The sequence below is a fragment of the Polaribacter sp. L3A8 genome (assembly GCF_009796785.1).
Classification (GTDB): domain Bacteria; phylum Bacteroidota; class Bacteroidia; order Flavobacteriales; family Flavobacteriaceae; genus Polaribacter.
This window is the reverse complement of sequence record NZ_CP047026.1, coordinates 2,804,402-2,822,463: the sequence shown is the minus strand read 5'-3', so window position 1 is coordinate 2,822,463 and position 18,062 is coordinate 2,804,402. Positions and strand designations below refer to the sequence as shown.

Genomic DNA, 18,062 nt, shown 5'->3' with positions numbered 1-18,062 from the left:
TTTTTAATAAATAATTGGCATATTTATATCTGCCACAACAATCAATTTTAATAGTAAACGAAGAGGTTTTATAATTAAGTTACTTACTCCGTTCGCAATCCAATCCCAAGAATGTAATTCGTATTCAATCTCTAATTTACATAAAAACAGCACTTTTTAGTACTAGAAGTTAATTAGCTTTATTTTTAGGTTATAGTGTTAGAAGTATGGAAACCTGTTTAAAAGCCTATAAATCTGAAGGAATATTAGCAATGGTTATTCCAGTTAAACAAAAGTAACAACGAACTATATAAGTTCGAAAACTGATTTATAAAGGTTTTGAATTGCGTTTAAACAAGCCAAAATAAGGTTTTTTAAGCTATGTTTAAGCACTGCGTTAGGTTAAACAAACTTATGGAATACCTATAAATTACAACACATTTAGACTTTATATGATAGATTTTTTTGGTACGAAAATTTAATGTCCAAGAAAATCTTATATCAAACAAAAAGAGCAAGCCAAGGCCTATTTTTAAAACTTACTTAGTTGCTTAAATCAAGTTATAACTAGCCTAAATAAAGATAAATACCCAACAGTAAATCTCTATTTCCAAGATGAAGTTAGGTTTGGTTTAATAACCTATATCGTAAGTATGATTACGGCTAAAGGAATCTCTCCAATTGTTGATTTTAAGCAAGAATTTAAAAACACATATCTCTATGGAAGTTATTCTCCTATCGATGGCGATGCTATCGTTTGTGAGATAGAAAGAGTAACTGTCAAAGTTTTTTAAAATTTATTTGAAACAATTATCAATTCACAGATTCAATGTATATAAAATCGTTGTTATTGTTAGATTTCATGCTACTAAAAATATAAAAATCCTAGATAATATTCAGCTACTAAATATTACACCATATACTCCAGAACTAAATTCTTTCAAATAAGTATGGAAATACATTAAAGATAGGTACAATAACAAATGCTTTAAAAATTTAAAACAAATAAATGAAGGATTGGCTAATTTTGTAACGAAAATAGAAACTGAAACAATTAAATCTATTGTTAGTAATCATAATAACTTAAATTCTTTTTATGTGAAATAAATAATAGTAAATGGTATTATTTTATATTTGATTACTGTTGCTAACATAAATAATAGTTTAGTGCAAGGAACTAGATGACATAAAAAAATATTTTTAGCTTTTATTAATAAAAATTCTGAAAAGTAAAGAGGCCAAAAAAGTAAATTTAAAAAGGTCGATTCAATATTTTAAACCGACCTTTTTAGTAGTAATTAATTCAAATATAGATTACTGTGGTATTAATTCTATTAACTTAACTGAATGAGGTGCCAATTCTACTTTTAAAGCAAGGTATCCGTCTTTTTTACCTACAACAACACCTTCTCTAGTTAATGACAATTTAGACAGATTCTCATACTTAGATAAATTGCTACTTAAAACATTTTTCCATCCATCTTCAAAACGGTCAGAAGGTCTGTCACCATAAATACGTCCGTCTGTTTTTTCTGCTACACCTGCATTTCTTATATCTTTGTATAGTTCGTGCATAATAGTTGTATTTTCTTTATCTATAGTCCATTCATTCATTTTCCAGTTAGTTGTATTGGAAATCTGACTTCCTTCTAATTTTGGATAAATAGTTTTAGAATTTGTACTATTTCTAGTAGTATTATGGTTGTATACTAACATATAGATTTTACCATCTTTAGACACGGGAATTACCCCTGAAAAGCCTGATAAATTTTCTGATGTAAACATTCTGTTACCTCCTTCTAGTTTTAAAAACATTTCTGTAACACTTCTTCTTCCTGTTGGTAAATCACTAGCTTCTAGTTCTTGTCCCCAATCATAAATTTCAGTTACATTATATTTATAAGCCAATGCTGCAATAGTTGCATACCAACTAGCTCCCAACTCAGTTCCATCACTTAAACTTAAGCCCCTTACACCATTATCACCTCTTAAAATTCCAAATTCTTGAATATCAAAAGGAATATTACTGAATTGTGAGTAGCTATTTAATTTATCTCTATAGGGTTTCACTACATCTTCAAATCTTACCTCTTTTTTATCTAATTTCTCATAGTAAGAAAGTGCAAAGAAATCCATTTTTGTACCTACTTTACCCGTTGCATAATTTGTACCTGTTGCACAATGATCTATTAATTCTGTAGTATATGTTGCAACCCCTTCTGTTAATAAATTTCCAGGACCAACAATGGCATCTGGTATTACTTTTAATACTTCATCTACTGTAATATCATAGTGTTTAAAAAACTCCATTTTTGTTCCCCTCCAGTGATTAGGCGTATAATTTGGTTCTGTTGCAATTCTAAAACGCCAAGTTTTAACTTCTGACATTCCAAACTCATCTACCAAAGCTTGCATATATGCATTTACATATTGCCTCCAAATACCATAATCATTTGGTGGTTTAGAGTTACCATAGGTATCCTTTATTTTTGGCAAACTCATTTCCCAAGGCACATTGTCTAATACAATTCTTGGTTTAAAACCTGTTAACCTAAAGTTTCGTAAACTAGAAATTAAGCCACTAAAATTGGTGATAATTTTACCAGAACTATCTACTCCTTGATAAAAAGTATTTAAATCATCATTTCTACCCCCCATCATTCTAACCATATTGTAACTTTTTACATACGATTTTATGCTGTTTATAGTATTTCTAAAATTAGCCCCATTAAACCTAGTTTGGTTTATCATTGGTCTTGTTGACCAAAAATTATAAAATACTCCCTCAAAAGAACTCGTATTTACACTTACAATTTTATCAGTATCAATTGCACTTAAATCTATTACATTTGGGTCATCAACAGGATCTTTAACCTCTTCGGTTTCTTCAACTTCTTCAATTTCATCAATTACTTCTTCTTTGGAACAAGAAATAATTGTTAGACTTATAAATGATAAAATAAGTACTATTAATAACTTACTATTTGTTTTTTTCATAAAATGATTTATTATAATCAAATAAAATTACCATACTCATTTTATTTAAGTATCCTGTACTTTAGGGGAAAAAGAAAAAATAATTTTAAGCGAACTTACTCTTTCACCAGTTTTCATTGAGTTTAAAATCTTAAGAAAGAATTTCTAACCTCTTTTTTCTAAAGATTTTAGTTTAATGTTTTTATATTCAACTTTCATAGGTGGGCCTACGTGTACTTGTACTCCAATATAACCTTTAATACTTCTATTTTGAGTGTCTAAATCAGTAACATCACTCATTAAAACACCATTTACAAAATGTTGCAAACGATTGTCTTTTACAATAAGATGTATAGTATTCCAATCATTTTCTTTGATATAAGCTTTTAGTTCTTTTTTTTCACCTAAAGAAGTTACAACCTCTCTTGTTTGCCAACAATTTCTTTTTACATTTTTTCTTAAATTACTAAAAGGAATGCTATCTGGCATTTTTTTAACAATTACTTTTTCACCAATATATGCTAAAGTAGTTCGTTTTTTTTCTTCATAATTTTGCCCTGTATATCTTTTTTCACCATCAATATCACATTGATATCCTCTTAACGCAAAAGGAAAATCTTTAATAATTTCACTTCTGTAATTGACACCACTATTACCAGATTTAGAAATTCTATATTCTAATTTCAATTCAAAATTAGAAGGTTGTTCTTTTTCATAAATGATAAAAGTATTTCTTTTTAAAATGGTTTCTGGAGTAACTTCACCTACTAAAATTCCGTCTTTAATCGACCAATAATTAGCGTCTCCTTTCCATCCGTCTAAATTTTTACCATTAAAAATGGATATAAAACCGCTATCGCTTTTATGCCCACAGGCTAAAAAACTTATTACAAAACAAGTAAATAAACTATAATATAAAATTCTATTCATTGTGGTTAATTTAGTCTGTTATTAATTTGAAGTAACAACTTTTTGAAACTCTCTTAACATACCTTCAAGATTTGCTATATAATCCATAGAAAAACGAGTGCTTTTAGCAACTTGTATTGTCTTATGAATATAATACAAAGCTTTACCTCTTTCATTTAATTGAAAATAAGACATCGCTAAAGATTGACCAGCAGCAACTTGTACTTGCACATTAGATCTAAAATTTATTAACGCTCTCTCACTAAACTCTCTAGCTTGCTTAGGATTACGCATTTTTTTATTTGGACAATTAATTAAAAAAGAACCATATCCTTCTTGGAGGTTTGGGTTGTTTGGAGAAAAATTTAAAGCGGTTTCATATAAATCAGCAAGTTCTTTCCACATTTTATTCTTTCTATAATAATCAGAAAGGTAGTTAATTATAAATGCCTGATCTGGGACGTCTTTAAAAGCAAGTTCATAATACTTTATCACTCCTTTTGTATCTCCAATATTCTTAGCTATTAATCCTTTAAAAACATTTATACGTGGATTTTTAGAATCAAGTTTCTTTAGTGTTGATAAATATTTATTTGCATTTAACATATCTCCATTTTGAATTGATAAAGCTGTAGCTCCACCGATTACAGCAGGATCATTTGGGTACTGCTTTAATAAATCATTCATTAATTCAAAAGCTTTCTCCTTCATACCTAACCTTTCAAAATATATTCCTGCTAATCGAGATTTAGTTGCTGGTTTTTCATTTTCATTTTTTTCAGCAGCTAAGAAGTACTTTTGGGCTGAATTTTTCAAACCATAATTAGACAATCCTTTTCCAACATCTACTAACTCTTTATAATCCTCTTTAAAACCTTCTAGATGCTTATCTAAATAAGGCACTGTTCTTCTTGCCATATTCATAGACAAATAAAGTCTAACAGCTTTAGAAAGCACATATTTACTCTCTGGAATATTTCTTAAACCAAGATTGACCAACTCTAATGCCCAATCTAAATTACTATTTCTAATCGCATCTTCAATTTGTTTTAATAGATAGGTTTCAGATCTAGAATAATAGCACAACGTATCCAACAAAGGATCTGCAGGCGGAGTGTAATCTTCTAAATCTTTAGATCGATCTGAATAATACTTACTCAATTTTTGATCCCCTTTTTGTGCATAAATAACACTTAATTGTTTATAAGCAGGTCCAAAAGAAATTTCATTAGAAATCAATTCTTTTAATTGATTTTCGGCTAATTCAAGCTTACCAATATTAATATTAAGTTTTGCTAATTCTAAACGAGCATAGACTGGAAGTGAAAAATATGAAGTTCTTTTTGAGTTCTTTAACTCAAAAAATTTCTTATCCATTCCGGAAAGGCTTTTAAGTATTTTCTCAAATTTAGCAGTCTCCCCAATTTGGTTATATGCTTCAGCTTTATAAAACAAAGCCAAATACTGATTGGGTTGGATATCTAAAACATTATTAAAATACTTTATAGCATTTTCAGAATCACTAAGTTCTCTTTTTAAACATCCCAAATAATAACTCCATTTCCATACTTTAGAATCTCGTTCAATAGCTAATTGGTAACAAGTTTCAGCTTCTTCAAAATAATTATTAGCATGATAAACCATTCCCAACTCTCCAAGGTTAGCAGCAGACGCTTTGTTTAGAGTATTTGCATTAACATTTGTAATATATTTTTGAAATATTATTGAAGTTTCTTTTAAATCTGGAACAGCAGGTAATCTATTAGCATATTTATTATTAATATAATTAGTGATTACTAAGTATGATAAACCTAAAACAAGGATAAACGAAACACTAAAAAATTTATTTTTTCTATTCATTTCAATTTTATTGATTTGCTAAAATAGCAAAAACCTTTATCAACATAAATAAAATAAGAAATAACAATCCTAATTTTTTAAATTCCCTTACTTTTATACTCTATTTTTATTGAAACCGAAACTTATGTTGTACCCTAACAAAATAATGATGTATTTTTTACTTTTAATTGTTTCTTCTTTGGTTTTAGGATGTAAAGATTCGACAGAAAAAATTAATTTAGAAAAAATACAAAAAGGACGAGAATTATTTACTTCTGTTGGCTGCACCACCTGCCATTCTTTATCTAAAGATAAACTTTATGGCCCTTCTTTAAATTTCATTTTAGGAACTAAAAAGCAAGTAATTAGAAATGGTAAAGAATACGCTATTATAATTGACAGTAACTATATTAAAAAATCAATTATAGACCCCGATTACGAAAAATCTCTATTGTTTAAGAGCAATAAAATGCCAAAACCTAGCCTTACGAGTATTGAAGTTGATTGCATTACTAATTACCTAATAAATATGAACAATAAATCACAAGAAAAATAATTATGTTAAACAATAAAATTTATTTATCAACAAAAAAATTAAAACCTAAAAAACGTATAATTCGAAAAGTAAATACCATACTTTTTCTTTGCTGCATTTCGGTTTTACTTATTAATTGTAAAAACAAAGGTCAAAGTAAGAATGATATTGAACAACAAAAAAATGAAGCACAAGTTGAAAATAAATTATTAAAAAATATTGATAAAAAATTTACACCAATCGCTATTGGTAATTCATTTGAAGAGCCTCCGCAAATATCAAATCTTGCTGTTGGTGATATTAACCAAGATAATTTGTTAGATGTTGTAGTATGCGATATAAAGAATAACACGATATCAATAATTACGCAACATCCAAAAGGTATATTTACAGAAAAAATAGTTGCAGATAATATTAAAGCACCTGCTCATGTTCAGGTTTTTGATTTTGATAATGATGGGGATCAGGATTTAATTGTTGCTCTTCTTGGTATGCTTTTTCCAAGCAATGACAAAATAGGTTCTATAGTTGTTCTTGAAAATGATGGGGAAAATAATTTTTCAAAGCGAATTGTTATTGAAAACATATCGCGTGCTGCAGATGTAAGAGCAGGAGATTTAGATGGTGATGGAGATATAGATATAGCTGTTGCACAATTTGGTTATGATGACGGAGAAACTTCTTGGATAGAAAACTTAGGGAATTGGACCTTTAAAAATCACCCTTTACAAAATCTTTCTGGCCCAATAAATGTAGAATTAATAGACATTGATTTTGATAATGATTTAGATATTATTTCTCTAGTTACCCAAGAATGGGAAAAAATATATTGTTTTGAAAATGATGGAAAAGGCAACTTTACACCTAAACAATTATGGGGTTCTAATAATGAAGATTATGGATCTAGTGGTATTTCAATTTCTGATATAAATAAAGACGGAAAACCAGATATTTTATATACAAATGGAGATGCTTTCGATTACCTGCCTCCTTTACCAAGACCTTGGCATGGGGTACAATGGCTAGAAAACTTAGGTGATTTAAAGTTTAAATATCATCCTATAATTAATTTCCCTGGTGCTTTTAGTGCAAGAACTACTGATATTGATAAAGATAATGATGAAGATATTTTAGTTGTAAGTGGCTTTAACTATTGGGATAAACCAACCGCAGAAAGCTTAGTATTACTTGAAAATGATGGTAAAAATAATTTTAAAAAACACACTATTGCTAAATCTCCAACACACTTAATTACATTAGAACTAGGTGATTTTAATAACGATGGACATATGGATATGGTAACAGGTGGCATATATGTCTACCCTCCTTTTGACAAATTAGCACGAGTTACTCTTTGGATGAATAAAGGAGAATAAAATAAACATATTTAAAAGTCAGTAGTTAGTTACAAATAATTTTGTGATGTTCTACTTTATCGTTTTCAACCATTTTAATTATTAAGTTATTGAATATTGTTGCTTTACTTTGTGATCGATTAATTCTAACACAGAATTCATTAAAATTTCTATTTAGATTAAAGTCACTTATCCAATAATGGGTTGTTCTTATCCAAGATTTCACTTGATGAATCATTAAGATCTTACTTCTAAATCTCTCGCTAATTTGCAGACTTCGAATGGCATACTATCTTCAATAAAATAGTGTTCAAATTTGTGAAAGTATTAAACTAATTTTTTACGAATTTGATCTTGAGCATAAAATAATTTACGTTTTCTTCTATTATAAACAGAACGTTCTATTTTGTTGAGTAATGATAAAGGTAAAATTCTAAACAACTGAGATTTGCTGTCTATATCTATATATTTAGAGGTTAGGTTTATAGCAATTAACTCATTATCTGGTGATTTAGGTTTGCAGATTTAAACTAAAAAGCAACTTATTGGTTCAATACTATTTAATACTTAAAGAATTTTGTTGTAATTTGTTTGAAAATTGTGCCTCTTTAAATTATTATGAGATAACTACAATTTACTGTTATTTAACAGGGTGTACAACTTTTTTACATGATCACCCTAAGCGCAACAGGTTAAAGACTGAAGTTAATACAGTTAAAAAGCTATTTTTTGGTTATAACTAAAAGCTAAAAGCAGGTGAGAGCAGGATACTTGTAATTGGTTTATATTATATATTGTAACCATTATTAACATTTAAATTTATTATTATGAAAAAACAATTACTTAAATTAACTTTATTAGCTGTTGTATTTTTTAGCGCAACAATAGTGCAAGGGCAAGCATTATATACCACAAGCGGTTCTTATAAAATTTCAACATCGGGTTTGGATACTAATCTTTATATGACAATTGATGGAGCTACTGGTGCTTTAGTTTGGGCAGAAGAATTACCTGACAATAATGCAGCACAAGTTTGGTACATAGCAGTACATAGAACTCCTGCTTCTCCAGGATTGGTGGAAATTACTTCAAAGGCAGGCGGAATTGACTGGACAATGACTACATCTGGTGTAGAAGCAGATCATCCAACTTATACTCTTACTGTTGAAAAAAGACTTCCAAAAGAGGTTGAAGTTGGTGATTGGAGTGGTAAAGACCAGTTTCAAAGAAGAAAAACTAAAGTTAATGCAGACGGACTTGCTGACTCAACAGGAAGTAACCCATCAGATGGAAACAATGCATTATTTTTACAAACACCATGGGGAACTAATTCAAGATATGGTATAATTCCATCTGCAGCAGGAGACCCTGTGCAATTCGATGGAGGAGGTATTGATGTAATTCAATACCATCTTATAGAAGCTGCAGTAGCAAGTGTTAATACTTTTGGTTTAGATGCATTTTCTGTTTATACATCTAATAACCAATTAACAGTTAAAGGTGCTACATCTAAAGTGAAGCAAATTTCTATATATTCTGTTTTAGGTAATAAAGTGTTATCGAAAACAGTTAGTAATTCAAACGGAGATATTAATCTTAATGTAACTTCGTTATCAACTGGTTTATATATTTTAAAAATGGTTGGTGTAAATGGTGAAAAATTCTCTAAAAAAATAATAAAGGAATAAGTTTTATTTAGAATTATAAAATATTTTTTTAAATCATTCTAACTTTTTTTATTAAAAGTTAGAATGATTTTTTTTATTAATTTAATCTTATACAAAGATTAGCTTTTAAAATGAAATTAAATAAAGGAGAAAAAGAAGCTTATAATAAACGTCTTAGCAAGCTTTGGCCTGAGTTATAAAATTATTAAAATAAAAGGAGTTAATGAATACTCTATTTTTTTTGATGAAGAAACTAGTACACTTTTTGCATTTCAAAAAGTATCTGGTAATGGAGGTTCTCAAGATTTATCATCCAATGAAATTACTGGTAATTTTCTTCTTAAAGTATCCGAAAGTTTCTTAAAAAATATTTCCAAAAAGTATAAGTTGAATGATGAAGGGAAATAAAATTGAGGGGAATTATTAAAAATGTAGCTTAAAAAAATAGTCACAAATTTACAAGGTAGTCCATACATATTACTTCTAAAGATTGGAATATCTCAAATTATCAAAAAACTACCACAGCAAAAAAACTAAAAATTAAAAAAACCTAATTGAAGAAATTTAATATTTATAATTAAAGAGTTAGATTTTAGGTCAATTTTATTCAACAAAGAAAAAAGGTTTTTTATTAAAGTTATCTTTCATAAAATCGAATAAACTGATTAGGAAGTCTAAGTAATCTTTAATCCTGTTGTCTCTAAAGGATAAACATAGTTTGTTGATTCTGCTTTTCTCAAAGTATTTTTAAAACACTAATTATATGGGTTTGTAGAGCCTTGTTAAAACTTCTTTTAAATGTTATTATCTATTTTTTAAGTTATTATATCTATATTTTTCTACTTAGTTAATTTTAAATTTGGAATTATCATTTTTTGACTCAATTGTTTAATAAAAACGATTTTTTTTTAAAGTATAATTAGTGTTTTTAATACATCAATTAGATTTATAAAATTTAAAAATATAATTCATTATGAAAAAAAGTACCTTAATACTATCACTTGTTATAATTGTAATAACATCACTTATATATTATAATTTACCAGAAAGTAACAATAGTACAGATGCTAACTTTGAGTATAAAGAAAAGAAAGGGAGGCCAAAAATTATGTTTCCCCAACCACCACCATTTGATCCTGCTAAATTAGAAGAAAAAGACTTGAAAGACTACGCAAATTGGAGGGAAGAGCTAAAAGTTTCTGGCAATCAGTTTACAGATTACAGTAAGAAAAAGCCAAATAGAGAAATAGAATATTTTTCTAATTTACCAAGTTATTCTTATGCAAATAAGAGAATTAATGGAAGTTGGGCGCAAAAATATTTACATATGTCATCAAATGTAGGACCAGGTTATACTGAAGGTGGTTCGGATGCACTTGGTTCTGTTTACGACCCTGTTAACGAAGAGGTGTATGTACTTTCTAGACCAGGTCACCTCTATAAAATTGATGATACTAAACAAGTAAAATGGTCTCTTAGAAATCATAAGCGAAATTTTTTAGGAAATAGTAGTTTAAATTTTAGAGGTTTAGTTTTAAGTGGTGTTAATTTACCAGATAATAGTTTTCGTCTTGTAAATCAACAATCAAATGGGGGTATGGAGTTTTCTGATGATGAAGGTAGAACTTGGACAACAGCCAATGGAGCCTTATTTCAAAATTCATTAAACTTTAAAACGCATGTTGTGAAAACGCCAACAGGAAGAAGGGTTGTTGCTCATGGAGGTAATTTTGAAGGCAACTCTGGTTTTGATAAACTTTTTATTTCAGATGATTACGGCTTAAATTATAGAGAATCTAGGTATAAGTTTTCTAGAAGTTCTTTTGAGGTTAATACTCTTAAACCTCATAATGACAATAGTATTTACGCTTTTGTTAGGAGAAAAAGTGATTCGAAAATATTTATTTTTAAACTGGAAGCAGGAGAGAGTGAATTTAGTATCATAAAAGAACCAACACAAACTTTTACAGGAGTAGACACCTTACATGGAGCTTTAGTTGGTGGGGTTTATTATTTTTATGTAAGTAGTGGAAACAAGAATATATATTATTCAAAAGACGAAGGAGAAACTTGGGAACATACAAATAATACCAATGACAGAAATATAGTGGAAATGCATCCTACAAAACCAAATATTGTTTTTAAAGGATTTATAGATTTATTTATTTCTCAAAACTTTGGAGCTAGTTTTGCAGGAAATAATCATCGTTTAAGTCCAGGAACTTATGTTTGGGATTTAGAACATTTTAGAATTTATGATAAAGAAGATGGAGGTAGTTTTACCTTTTCAGGATTTCATTTTGGTAGTTATTACACCACAGATCCATCTGATTGGAGTTCTTGGAAAAGTATTAATAGAGGAAGCCCTAATATGCTTTCTTATGATGCTGTTACCAGTGAAATTCACGATAAAATATACGTAGCAAATCAAGATAGGGGTTCACAGAGTTTTTCTGGAACACCATCTCAAAACGGATATTATGAAACTGCAAGAGAAGCGAATACAGATGTTTTTAGAGTCGCTTTATCTAAAAATGAATCTTCAGTTTGGTTTTGGTATTGGTATGGTAGAATAGGAAGAGCAAGCACAACTAATGGAGGTAATTATGGCACTGTTGTTGGGAAAAACTATTATGGAAATTGGTGGGCAACAAGCATGATTCCTTCACCAGACAATAATGAGGATGCTATTTATATTCCTTCTGGTCAAAATAAATTAGAAAAGATTACTTATAATGGTAGTACTTTAATTAGAACAATTCATCCTTATACTTTTCCAGGATCTGCAGTAAGTTTTAATTACTCTCCAGTAAATACAAATAGGTGGTATGTTGGTTTAAAAACTGGAGAATTTTTCTATTCAACAGATGGTGGTACAACTTTTACAGAAACAACTTATGCTGGCACTATGCCTGGTCAAACAGATAAGCATACAAAGCAAAGACAGGTTATAAAAGGAAGTCCTGCAGATGAGTCTACAGTGTATTATACAGGTAAAGGCAACATTTTTTTAATTTCTAAAGATGGTGGTATAACATTCACCAACCACAATATTGGTCTTAATGTTAATGAAATTATGGATTTTACAGTAGCTCCTTCAGGAAAATTTATATTTGCTGCTTGTAATTTTAGTGGAATCTGGGTATATTCTACAGAAGAAGATAAATGGTTTGAAATGAATGGAGATGATGTGCCTGAATTAACAAGCTTTACAGATGTACAGTATATTAAGTCTAAAGATATCGTAAGATTTACTACTTATGGAAGTGGTGTTTTCGATTTTAAAATAGACGTTAGCTCTTTGTCTATAAATAATAATGTTATAAACGAAACAGAATCCGTTAAAGCATTTCCAAACCCAACTTCTGGAAATTTTAAAGTACCTGTGCCTAATGCTTCAAAAGATGTTTTAGTGCATATTTATACAGAAGCAGGTAGGTTAATTACAAATAGTAAATACAAAGTTGTAGGTGGTCAAATTCAACTTTCTCTAAAAAATGAAGCTTCAGGTATTTATTTAGCTAAAATATTTTTAGAAAAACCAGCTTTTGTTAAAATTTTAAAAGAATAAAAATAATTGTTTTCTTTTGATAATCTTTAGCTAAACTTCTTAGGCAAATTTATGTTTTATACTGATTAACAATAACCATAATTGTATACACCATAAGTTATTATTAATGAAGATTCTTGCAAGAAAGAGTTTATAGATATGTACTTCTATAGGTTTGCATATTCGGTATCATTTATTAAAGATGGTGCCAAAAAAAAACGGTGAGGATGGTTACTAAGAATATTTATTTAACATATATGTTAGGGGAATCTTTAATATAATCCATTAAATAGTTATAATTATTTTAGTGCAGGTGTTTTAGATAAAATAATTGTAATTCAGGCGTTTGCAGCGTTTTTGTTTAGAAAGTTAGTGAAGATTTCTAATTAAGATAATGTTATAAATTTTATTAATAGTTCTAAAAAAAATACCCTTTTAGATTCTTGAAAAATATTACTTTATTTGACTTTTTTTGTAATTTCTTGGTGATTTACCCATGAAATTTTTAAATATTCTAGAAAAATATAACGGATCTTCAAAGCCAATTTTGTAGCTAATTTCCTTAATGCTTAAATCTGTATAATTTAGATACTCACAAGCTTTTTGAGTTTTTTTAAGATTAAAAAATACCATTATTGGGTAGCCTGTGTTTGATTTAAATTTTGTGTGCAAGTAAGATTTTGAATAATTAAATTTGTTTGCAACTTCATCTAAAGTAAAATTTTTATCCAAATTATCTAACAAGAAATTTTTAATAGAATTGATAACGTTATCATTATCGCTTCTGTTTACTTTAAAATCTGAATCTTGGTAGATAAAAGTACTAATAAAACTTAAACTTAATAAATTTGCATACTCTATTTGATTTTCTAAATTATTATGATCAAAAAGATTAAAAATTTTTTCAAACAATGTTATTTTTTCTTTTGAAAAAGGTGTGTTTTTATAATTTTTAGCATCTGTAGCTTTATATCTATTAAATAATTCTTTAGCTAGAACTCCATTAAAATGAAACCAATAAATTGTCCATGGATCAGATTCATCTGCTCTGTATTCATGCTTAACTTTTTTTGGTATTATGAAAAATTCATTAGGAGAAATTATATATTTTACATCATCTAAAATAATTTCGCCTTGCCCTTTGGTACAATATATCAAAATATATTCAGTAGACCCTTTTTTTCTTCGTCTATAATGATTATTTGCTTTTGGATAATGACCTAAATCAGTAATATAAAAATTTTTAGTAATAGGGTTGTTTTTTGCAATACTAATTATAGATTTTGGTAATGAAATTAATTTCTGTCCCAAAAAGCCTTCTCTTAAAGCAGTTGTATCCATAGTAAAATTTACTTTTAATTTTTATTCATTTTAAATGGTAGTTTATTTGTAAATATATGCTTTTTTTTTAAAGTGATTAAATCCATAAATTATACTATTTAATTTAGTTGGTCTTTTTTAATTAAAAAAAAACCCTTAATTTAGGTATCTATGAAGGTTTTTGTGAAATAAATATTTTTTTTACCTAAGTGTTTTTATCTATATTTTTAATATTTTCGTCTATTTTATTTGTTAATAGGTCATTGTATATTTGATAAAATTATATGCCTATTTTAATTATAACATAAAAAAAACTAAATAAAATTATAAATATCAAAATGCAGTTAATTTTCTCAATTGAAATATAATAGATTCTTAGATTTAAGAAAATAAAGACTGTTAAGCGTTTAAATTAAGCTTTTAATGGTTTATAAATTGTTTTGTAAAGATTAACAGCATTAAATACTAGTACTTTTAAAATTATTTTCTAGTTTTTCATTTCAATTTTAAAGAAGTTATATGTTAAATTTATAAGATTAAATTAAAGAATAATTAATTGTAAATATAAAATTGTAGGTTTTATCTTTTTAGTAAGGTGGCATTTAATAATTTTTTAGAAAAATATAGATGCGTCCATATTTTACCTTGATTAATCCATTTTTACAACACTTAAAATTTTAATCTTACATCATTATTTTAATTTCTTATCGAAATAATATTTAAAATAAAAAAAACAATCAATTAAATACTATACAATATGAAGCACTTATTTTTAATTATGACAGGTTTCCTAATTATCTCTTCATCATTAATTGGGCAGAATAAAGTTTCTGGACAGATTACTGATGAGTTTGGAGAGCCTTTTCCAGGAGTTAGTGTTTTGGAAAAAAATACAACAAAAGGTTTCGTCTCCGATTTTAATGGAAAATACGAAATTACAGTTGAAGACAACGCAACTCTTGTTTTTCGATATTTAGGATATAAAACTGAAGAAATTTTGGTGAATGGTAGAAATAACATTTCTCTTAAAATGGTAGTAGATAACGAAGGGTTAGATGAGATTGTGGTAGTTGCTTATGGTACTCAAAAAAAAGAAACCATAACAGGTTCTATTGAAACTTTAAAGGTGGGTGATGTTGTAAATAGCCCAGTAACAAATGTAAAAAACCTATTAATAGGGCAAATACCTGGATTGTTAACAAATCAAAATCCAGGTTTACCGGGTTCAGATAATGTTGCTTTAAGTATTAGGGGGTTTGGAGCTCCTTTGATTATTGTAGATGGGGTTGAGTCTTTCTTTGATCGTATAGATCCTAATGATATAGAGTCAATTACAGTTTTAAAAGATGCCTCTGCTGCTATTTACGGGGCTAGAGCAGGTAATGGAGTTATATTAGTAACTACAAAGAGAGGTAAAGCAGGTAAAACATCAATAGATTATCATGGTTACTATGGTTTTCAAAAAGAAATTTCATTTGCAAACTATGCGAATGCTACAGATTATTTAACCTTAGGAAGATCAGCTATATTTAATGATCAATATGATCCTGCTAATCCCGATGCTGATGTGGTATATCCTGCAGATTTCTCTCAAGAAAGACTTGATTTATACACTTCTGGACAAAGAAAATCTTATGATTGGGCTGATGGATTATTAAAAAATAGTGGAGCTGCAATAGCGCAACACAATTTAAGTATTAGAGGAGGTGGAGAAAAATTTAAATACTTTACTTCTATTGGTCTAGCAACACAAGATGCTATTTTTGAAGGAGATTATGACTACCGAAAATTGACAATCACTAATAATATGGATGCTGATCTTTCAGAGAATTTAAAGATGAGTTTAAACACTTCTTTTATAGATGAATATAAAGATTATGCTGCAACTACTTTAGGTGATTTTTTTGGTGATTTAAGAACGGCACAACCTTTCTATAATTATGAATTTCCAGATGCTGACAGAGCACCATTTTCAGGCTTTACTCAGCGTTCTCCAGTGGCAAGGGTAAATCAAAGATTTTCTGGTTATAATAGAACAAGAACAGAAACCCTAGCAGCTGCTTTAGAATTAAAATATAAAACTCCCTTTATTGATGGTTTATCTATAGGAGTTAGAGTTAACGCGCGTTTTAGAAATGATTATCAAGATTTTTTACGAAGAGCTTATGACATTTTTTCTTACGATCCAGAAGCTGTTACAGAAGATAACGATGGTTATACACTTGAAGCTTCTAATTTTGCACAAGCAGGTTATGATCAGGCTTATTTTACAGGTGCCGGAGAACCTCGTAGAAGAATACTTCCTAGATTTTTTATAGAATATGATAAATCATTAGGAAATCATGATCTAAAATTTTTAGCATTAAAAGAAAAAGAAACGAATACCTTTAATAATTTATTTGTTCAAAGACGTGAGTTGTTATCTTTTGAAGTTCCGCAGATTAGTGGAGCAGATGACCTTACATCTATTGGTGCTGCAAGTACTGGTAGAACTCAAGAGTATAAAAGAGTTAGTTACGCAGCTCGTGCAAACTACAGTTATAAAGATAAATATTTATTAGAAGCAACTATTAGAGCAGATGGTAGTTCTTATTTTGGACCAGATGTTCGTTGGGGTTATTTTCCATCAGTTTCTCTTGGGTGGAACATATCAAAAGAAAACTTTTTAAAAGATAATGAATTTGTTAGAAATTTAAAACTAAGACTTTCTTATAGTGAAACTGGTGTAGATTCAAATGTTGGTAGAACTACTTTCGATTACTTAACTGGTTTTTCAGAATCTCTTGGTAATGTATATTTCCTTGATAACACTGCAACGCCAATTATTGTAGATCAAGGGTTGGCAAATCCATTTATTACTTGGGAGCAAACAAAACTTTATAATGCCGGTTTAGATTTTAGTTTTTTAAATGGACAACTATATGGTAGTGTAGATGTTTTTTATAGGCTAAGAGAGGGTTTATTAAGAAGACCAATACAAGGTTTTCCATCAACTTTTGGAGCTAATTTGCCTCTAACAAATTTAGATAGTAGAAGCAATCGTGGTTTTGATCTTTCTTTAGGATATAAAGGTAGAGTTGGAGAAGATTTTACATTTACATTAAATGGAAATGTTGGATTGGCTAGAGAAAAATTTGAAAAAGTAGAGGAAGAAATTGATGAAACCAATCCTATTGATGTTAAGTATAATAAAAGAGAAGGAAGGTTTGTTAATGAAACAGTATTTGGTTATGTATCTGATGGATTATTTCAAAATCAATTAGAGGTAGATGACTATTTAAATCAATACACATTAGAAGACCTTAATGGTTCGCCTCAACTTGGAGATATAAGATATAAAGATGTAAATGGTGATAATATTATAAATCAAGAAGATAGAGAACAGTTAGGTTTTGGTACTTTTCCAGAAATGACTTTTGCATTAACTACTAATTTTAAATACAAAAATTTTGGTTTAAACTTATTATGGCAAGGTGCAACTCGTTTTAATTTAAGTATTGCAACTCAGGCAAGAAATCCTTTTGATAATGAACGTGTACCACTTCAAATACATACACAATATAGTTTTTATCAAGATCCTGAAAATCCAGGTCAAAATGGAAACCCTAATGCTCAACTACCAGCTTTTGGTAGAAATGGTGCTCGTGCTTGGAATAATAATTTTTCAGATTTTTGGTACAAAGATGCAACATACTTAAGATTAAAAACAGCAAGTATCAATTATTCGATTCCTAAAAATATTTTAGAAAAAACAGGAATGAATAAATGTGAATTATATGTGTCTGCTGATAATTTATTGATGTTTAATAAGTTAGGTATATTTAGTGACATAATCGATCCTGAGGCTGCAGCTAATAATGATGGTTTTACTTTACCAACATTACGTACAGTTACTTTAGGCATAAAAATAGGATTATAAAATAATAAAATAA

At 28.5% G+C, this 18,062-nt stretch carries 10 protein-coding genes and 1 pseudogene; 5 read left to right on the top strand and 6 right to left on the bottom strand.

Annotated elements, in window-relative coordinates:
• Positions 1–3 precede the first annotated feature (3 nt).
• The 4 genes from GQR92_RS11325 to GQR92_RS11310 all read right to left on the bottom strand — a co-directional run bounded on the left by GQR92_RS11325 (position 4) and on the right by GQR92_RS11310 (position 5,724).
• Positions 4–153, bottom strand: coding sequence for a hypothetical protein (locus tag GQR92_RS11325; protein WP_158839601.1), 150 nt, complete (start codon positions 151–153; stop codon positions 4–6).
• Between the two features lie 1,140 nt (positions 154–1,293).
• Positions 1,294–2,976 carry a GH39 family glycosyl hydrolase gene (locus GQR92_RS11320; RefSeq protein WP_158839599.1) on the bottom strand — a complete coding sequence of 561 codons (1,683 nt, stop codon included), beginning with the start codon at positions 2,974–2,976 and terminating at the stop codon, positions 1,294–1,296.
• Between the two features lie 144 nt (positions 2,977–3,120).
• The gene (locus tag GQR92_RS11315; protein WP_158839597.1) at positions 3,121–3,885 is read right to left on the bottom strand and encodes a 3-keto-disaccharide hydrolase; all 765 of its coding nucleotides are present in this window, start codon (positions 3,883–3,885) and stop codon (positions 3,121–3,123) included.
• 21 nt (positions 3,886–3,906) lie between these two features.
• Positions 3,907–5,724 carry a tetratricopeptide repeat protein gene (locus GQR92_RS11310; protein WP_158839594.1) on the bottom strand — a complete coding sequence of 606 codons (1,818 nt, stop codon included), beginning with the start codon at positions 5,722–5,724 and terminating at the stop codon, positions 3,907–3,909.
• A gap of 145 nt (positions 5,725–5,869) precedes the next feature.
• On the opposite strand from GQR92_RS11310, the gene GQR92_RS11305 reads away from it, so the two are divergent.
• Both GQR92_RS11305 and GQR92_RS11300 read left to right on the top strand, forming a co-directional pair.
• Positions 5,870–6,259 carry a c-type cytochrome gene (locus tag GQR92_RS11305; RefSeq protein ID WP_158839592.1) on the top strand — a complete coding sequence of 130 codons (390 nt, stop codon included), beginning with the start codon at positions 5,870–5,872 and terminating at the stop codon, positions 6,257–6,259.
• Between the two features lie 2 nt (positions 6,260–6,261).
• Positions 6,262–7,614, top strand: coding sequence for an FG-GAP repeat domain-containing protein (locus GQR92_RS11300; RefSeq protein ID WP_158839590.1), 1,353 nt, complete (start codon positions 6,262–6,264; stop codon positions 7,612–7,614).
• Positions 7,615–7,639: 25 nt separating this feature from the next.
• Here GQR92_RS11300 and GQR92_RS11295 read toward each other — a convergent pair.
• Positions 7,640–7,849 (bottom strand): annotated as a pseudogene (locus GQR92_RS11295) (IS1595 family transposase); the annotation flags it as partial.
• Positions 7,850–8,420: 571 nt separating this feature from the next.
• Here GQR92_RS11295 and GQR92_RS11290 point away from each other — a divergent pair.
• Together GQR92_RS11290 and GQR92_RS11285 are read left to right on the top strand one after the other, a co-directional pair.
• Positions 8,421–9,281 carry a T9SS type A sorting domain-containing protein gene (locus GQR92_RS11290; RefSeq protein WP_158839588.1) on the top strand — a complete coding sequence of 287 codons (861 nt, stop codon included), beginning with the start codon at positions 8,421–8,423 and terminating at the stop codon, positions 9,279–9,281.
• Positions 9,282–10,233: 952 nt separating this feature from the next.
• A complete protein-coding gene (locus GQR92_RS11285) occupies positions 10,234–12,831 on the top strand; it encodes a T9SS type A sorting domain-containing protein (RefSeq protein WP_158839586.1) in 2,598 nt (865 codons plus the stop codon).
• A gap of 432 nt (positions 12,832–13,263) precedes the next feature.
• Here GQR92_RS11285 and GQR92_RS11280 read toward each other — a convergent pair whose 3' ends face one another.
• Positions 13,264–14,151: an AraC family transcriptional regulator gene (locus GQR92_RS11280; RefSeq protein WP_158839584.1), complete on the bottom strand. Its 888-nt coding sequence runs from the start codon at positions 14,149–14,151 to the stop codon at positions 13,264–13,266.
• Between the two features lie 736 nt (positions 14,152–14,887).
• On the opposite strand from GQR92_RS11280, the gene GQR92_RS11275 reads away from it, so the two are divergent.
• Entirely contained in the window at positions 14,888–18,049 is a 3,162-nt protein-coding gene (locus GQR92_RS11275; RefSeq protein ID WP_158839582.1) for a SusC/RagA family TonB-linked outer membrane protein, read from the top strand.
• Positions 18,050–18,062: the final 13 nt, after the last annotated feature.

Coding starts and splice junctions, on each gene's coding strand:
- GQR92_RS11320 (WP_158839599.1), bottom strand. CDS start 2,976: ATGAAAAAAACAAATAGTAAGTTATTAATAGTACTTATTTTATCATTT.
- GQR92_RS11315 (WP_158839597.1), bottom strand. CDS start 3,885: ATGAATAGAATTTTATATTATAGTTTATTTACTTGTTTTGTAATAAGT.
- GQR92_RS11310 (WP_158839594.1), bottom strand. CDS start 5,724: ATGAATAGAAAAAATAAATTTTTTAGTGTTTCGTTTATCCTTGTTTTA.
- GQR92_RS11305 (WP_158839592.1), top strand. CDS start 5,870: ATGATGTATTTTTTACTTTTAATTGTTTCTTCTTTGGTTTTAGGATGT.
- GQR92_RS11300 (WP_158839590.1), top strand. CDS start 6,262: ATGTTAAACAATAAAATTTATTTATCAACAAAAAAATTAAAACCTAAA.
- GQR92_RS11290 (WP_158839588.1), top strand. CDS start 8,421: ATGAAAAAACAATTACTTAAATTAACTTTATTAGCTGTTGTATTTTTT.
- GQR92_RS11285 (WP_158839586.1), top strand. CDS start 10,234: ATGAAAAAAAGTACCTTAATACTATCACTTGTTATAATTGTAATAACA.
- GQR92_RS11280 (WP_158839584.1), bottom strand. CDS start 14,151: ATGGATACAACTGCTTTAAGAGAAGGCTTTTTGGGACAGAAATTAATT.
- GQR92_RS11275 (WP_158839582.1), top strand. CDS start 14,888: ATGAAGCACTTATTTTTAATTATGACAGGTTTCCTAATTATCTCTTCA.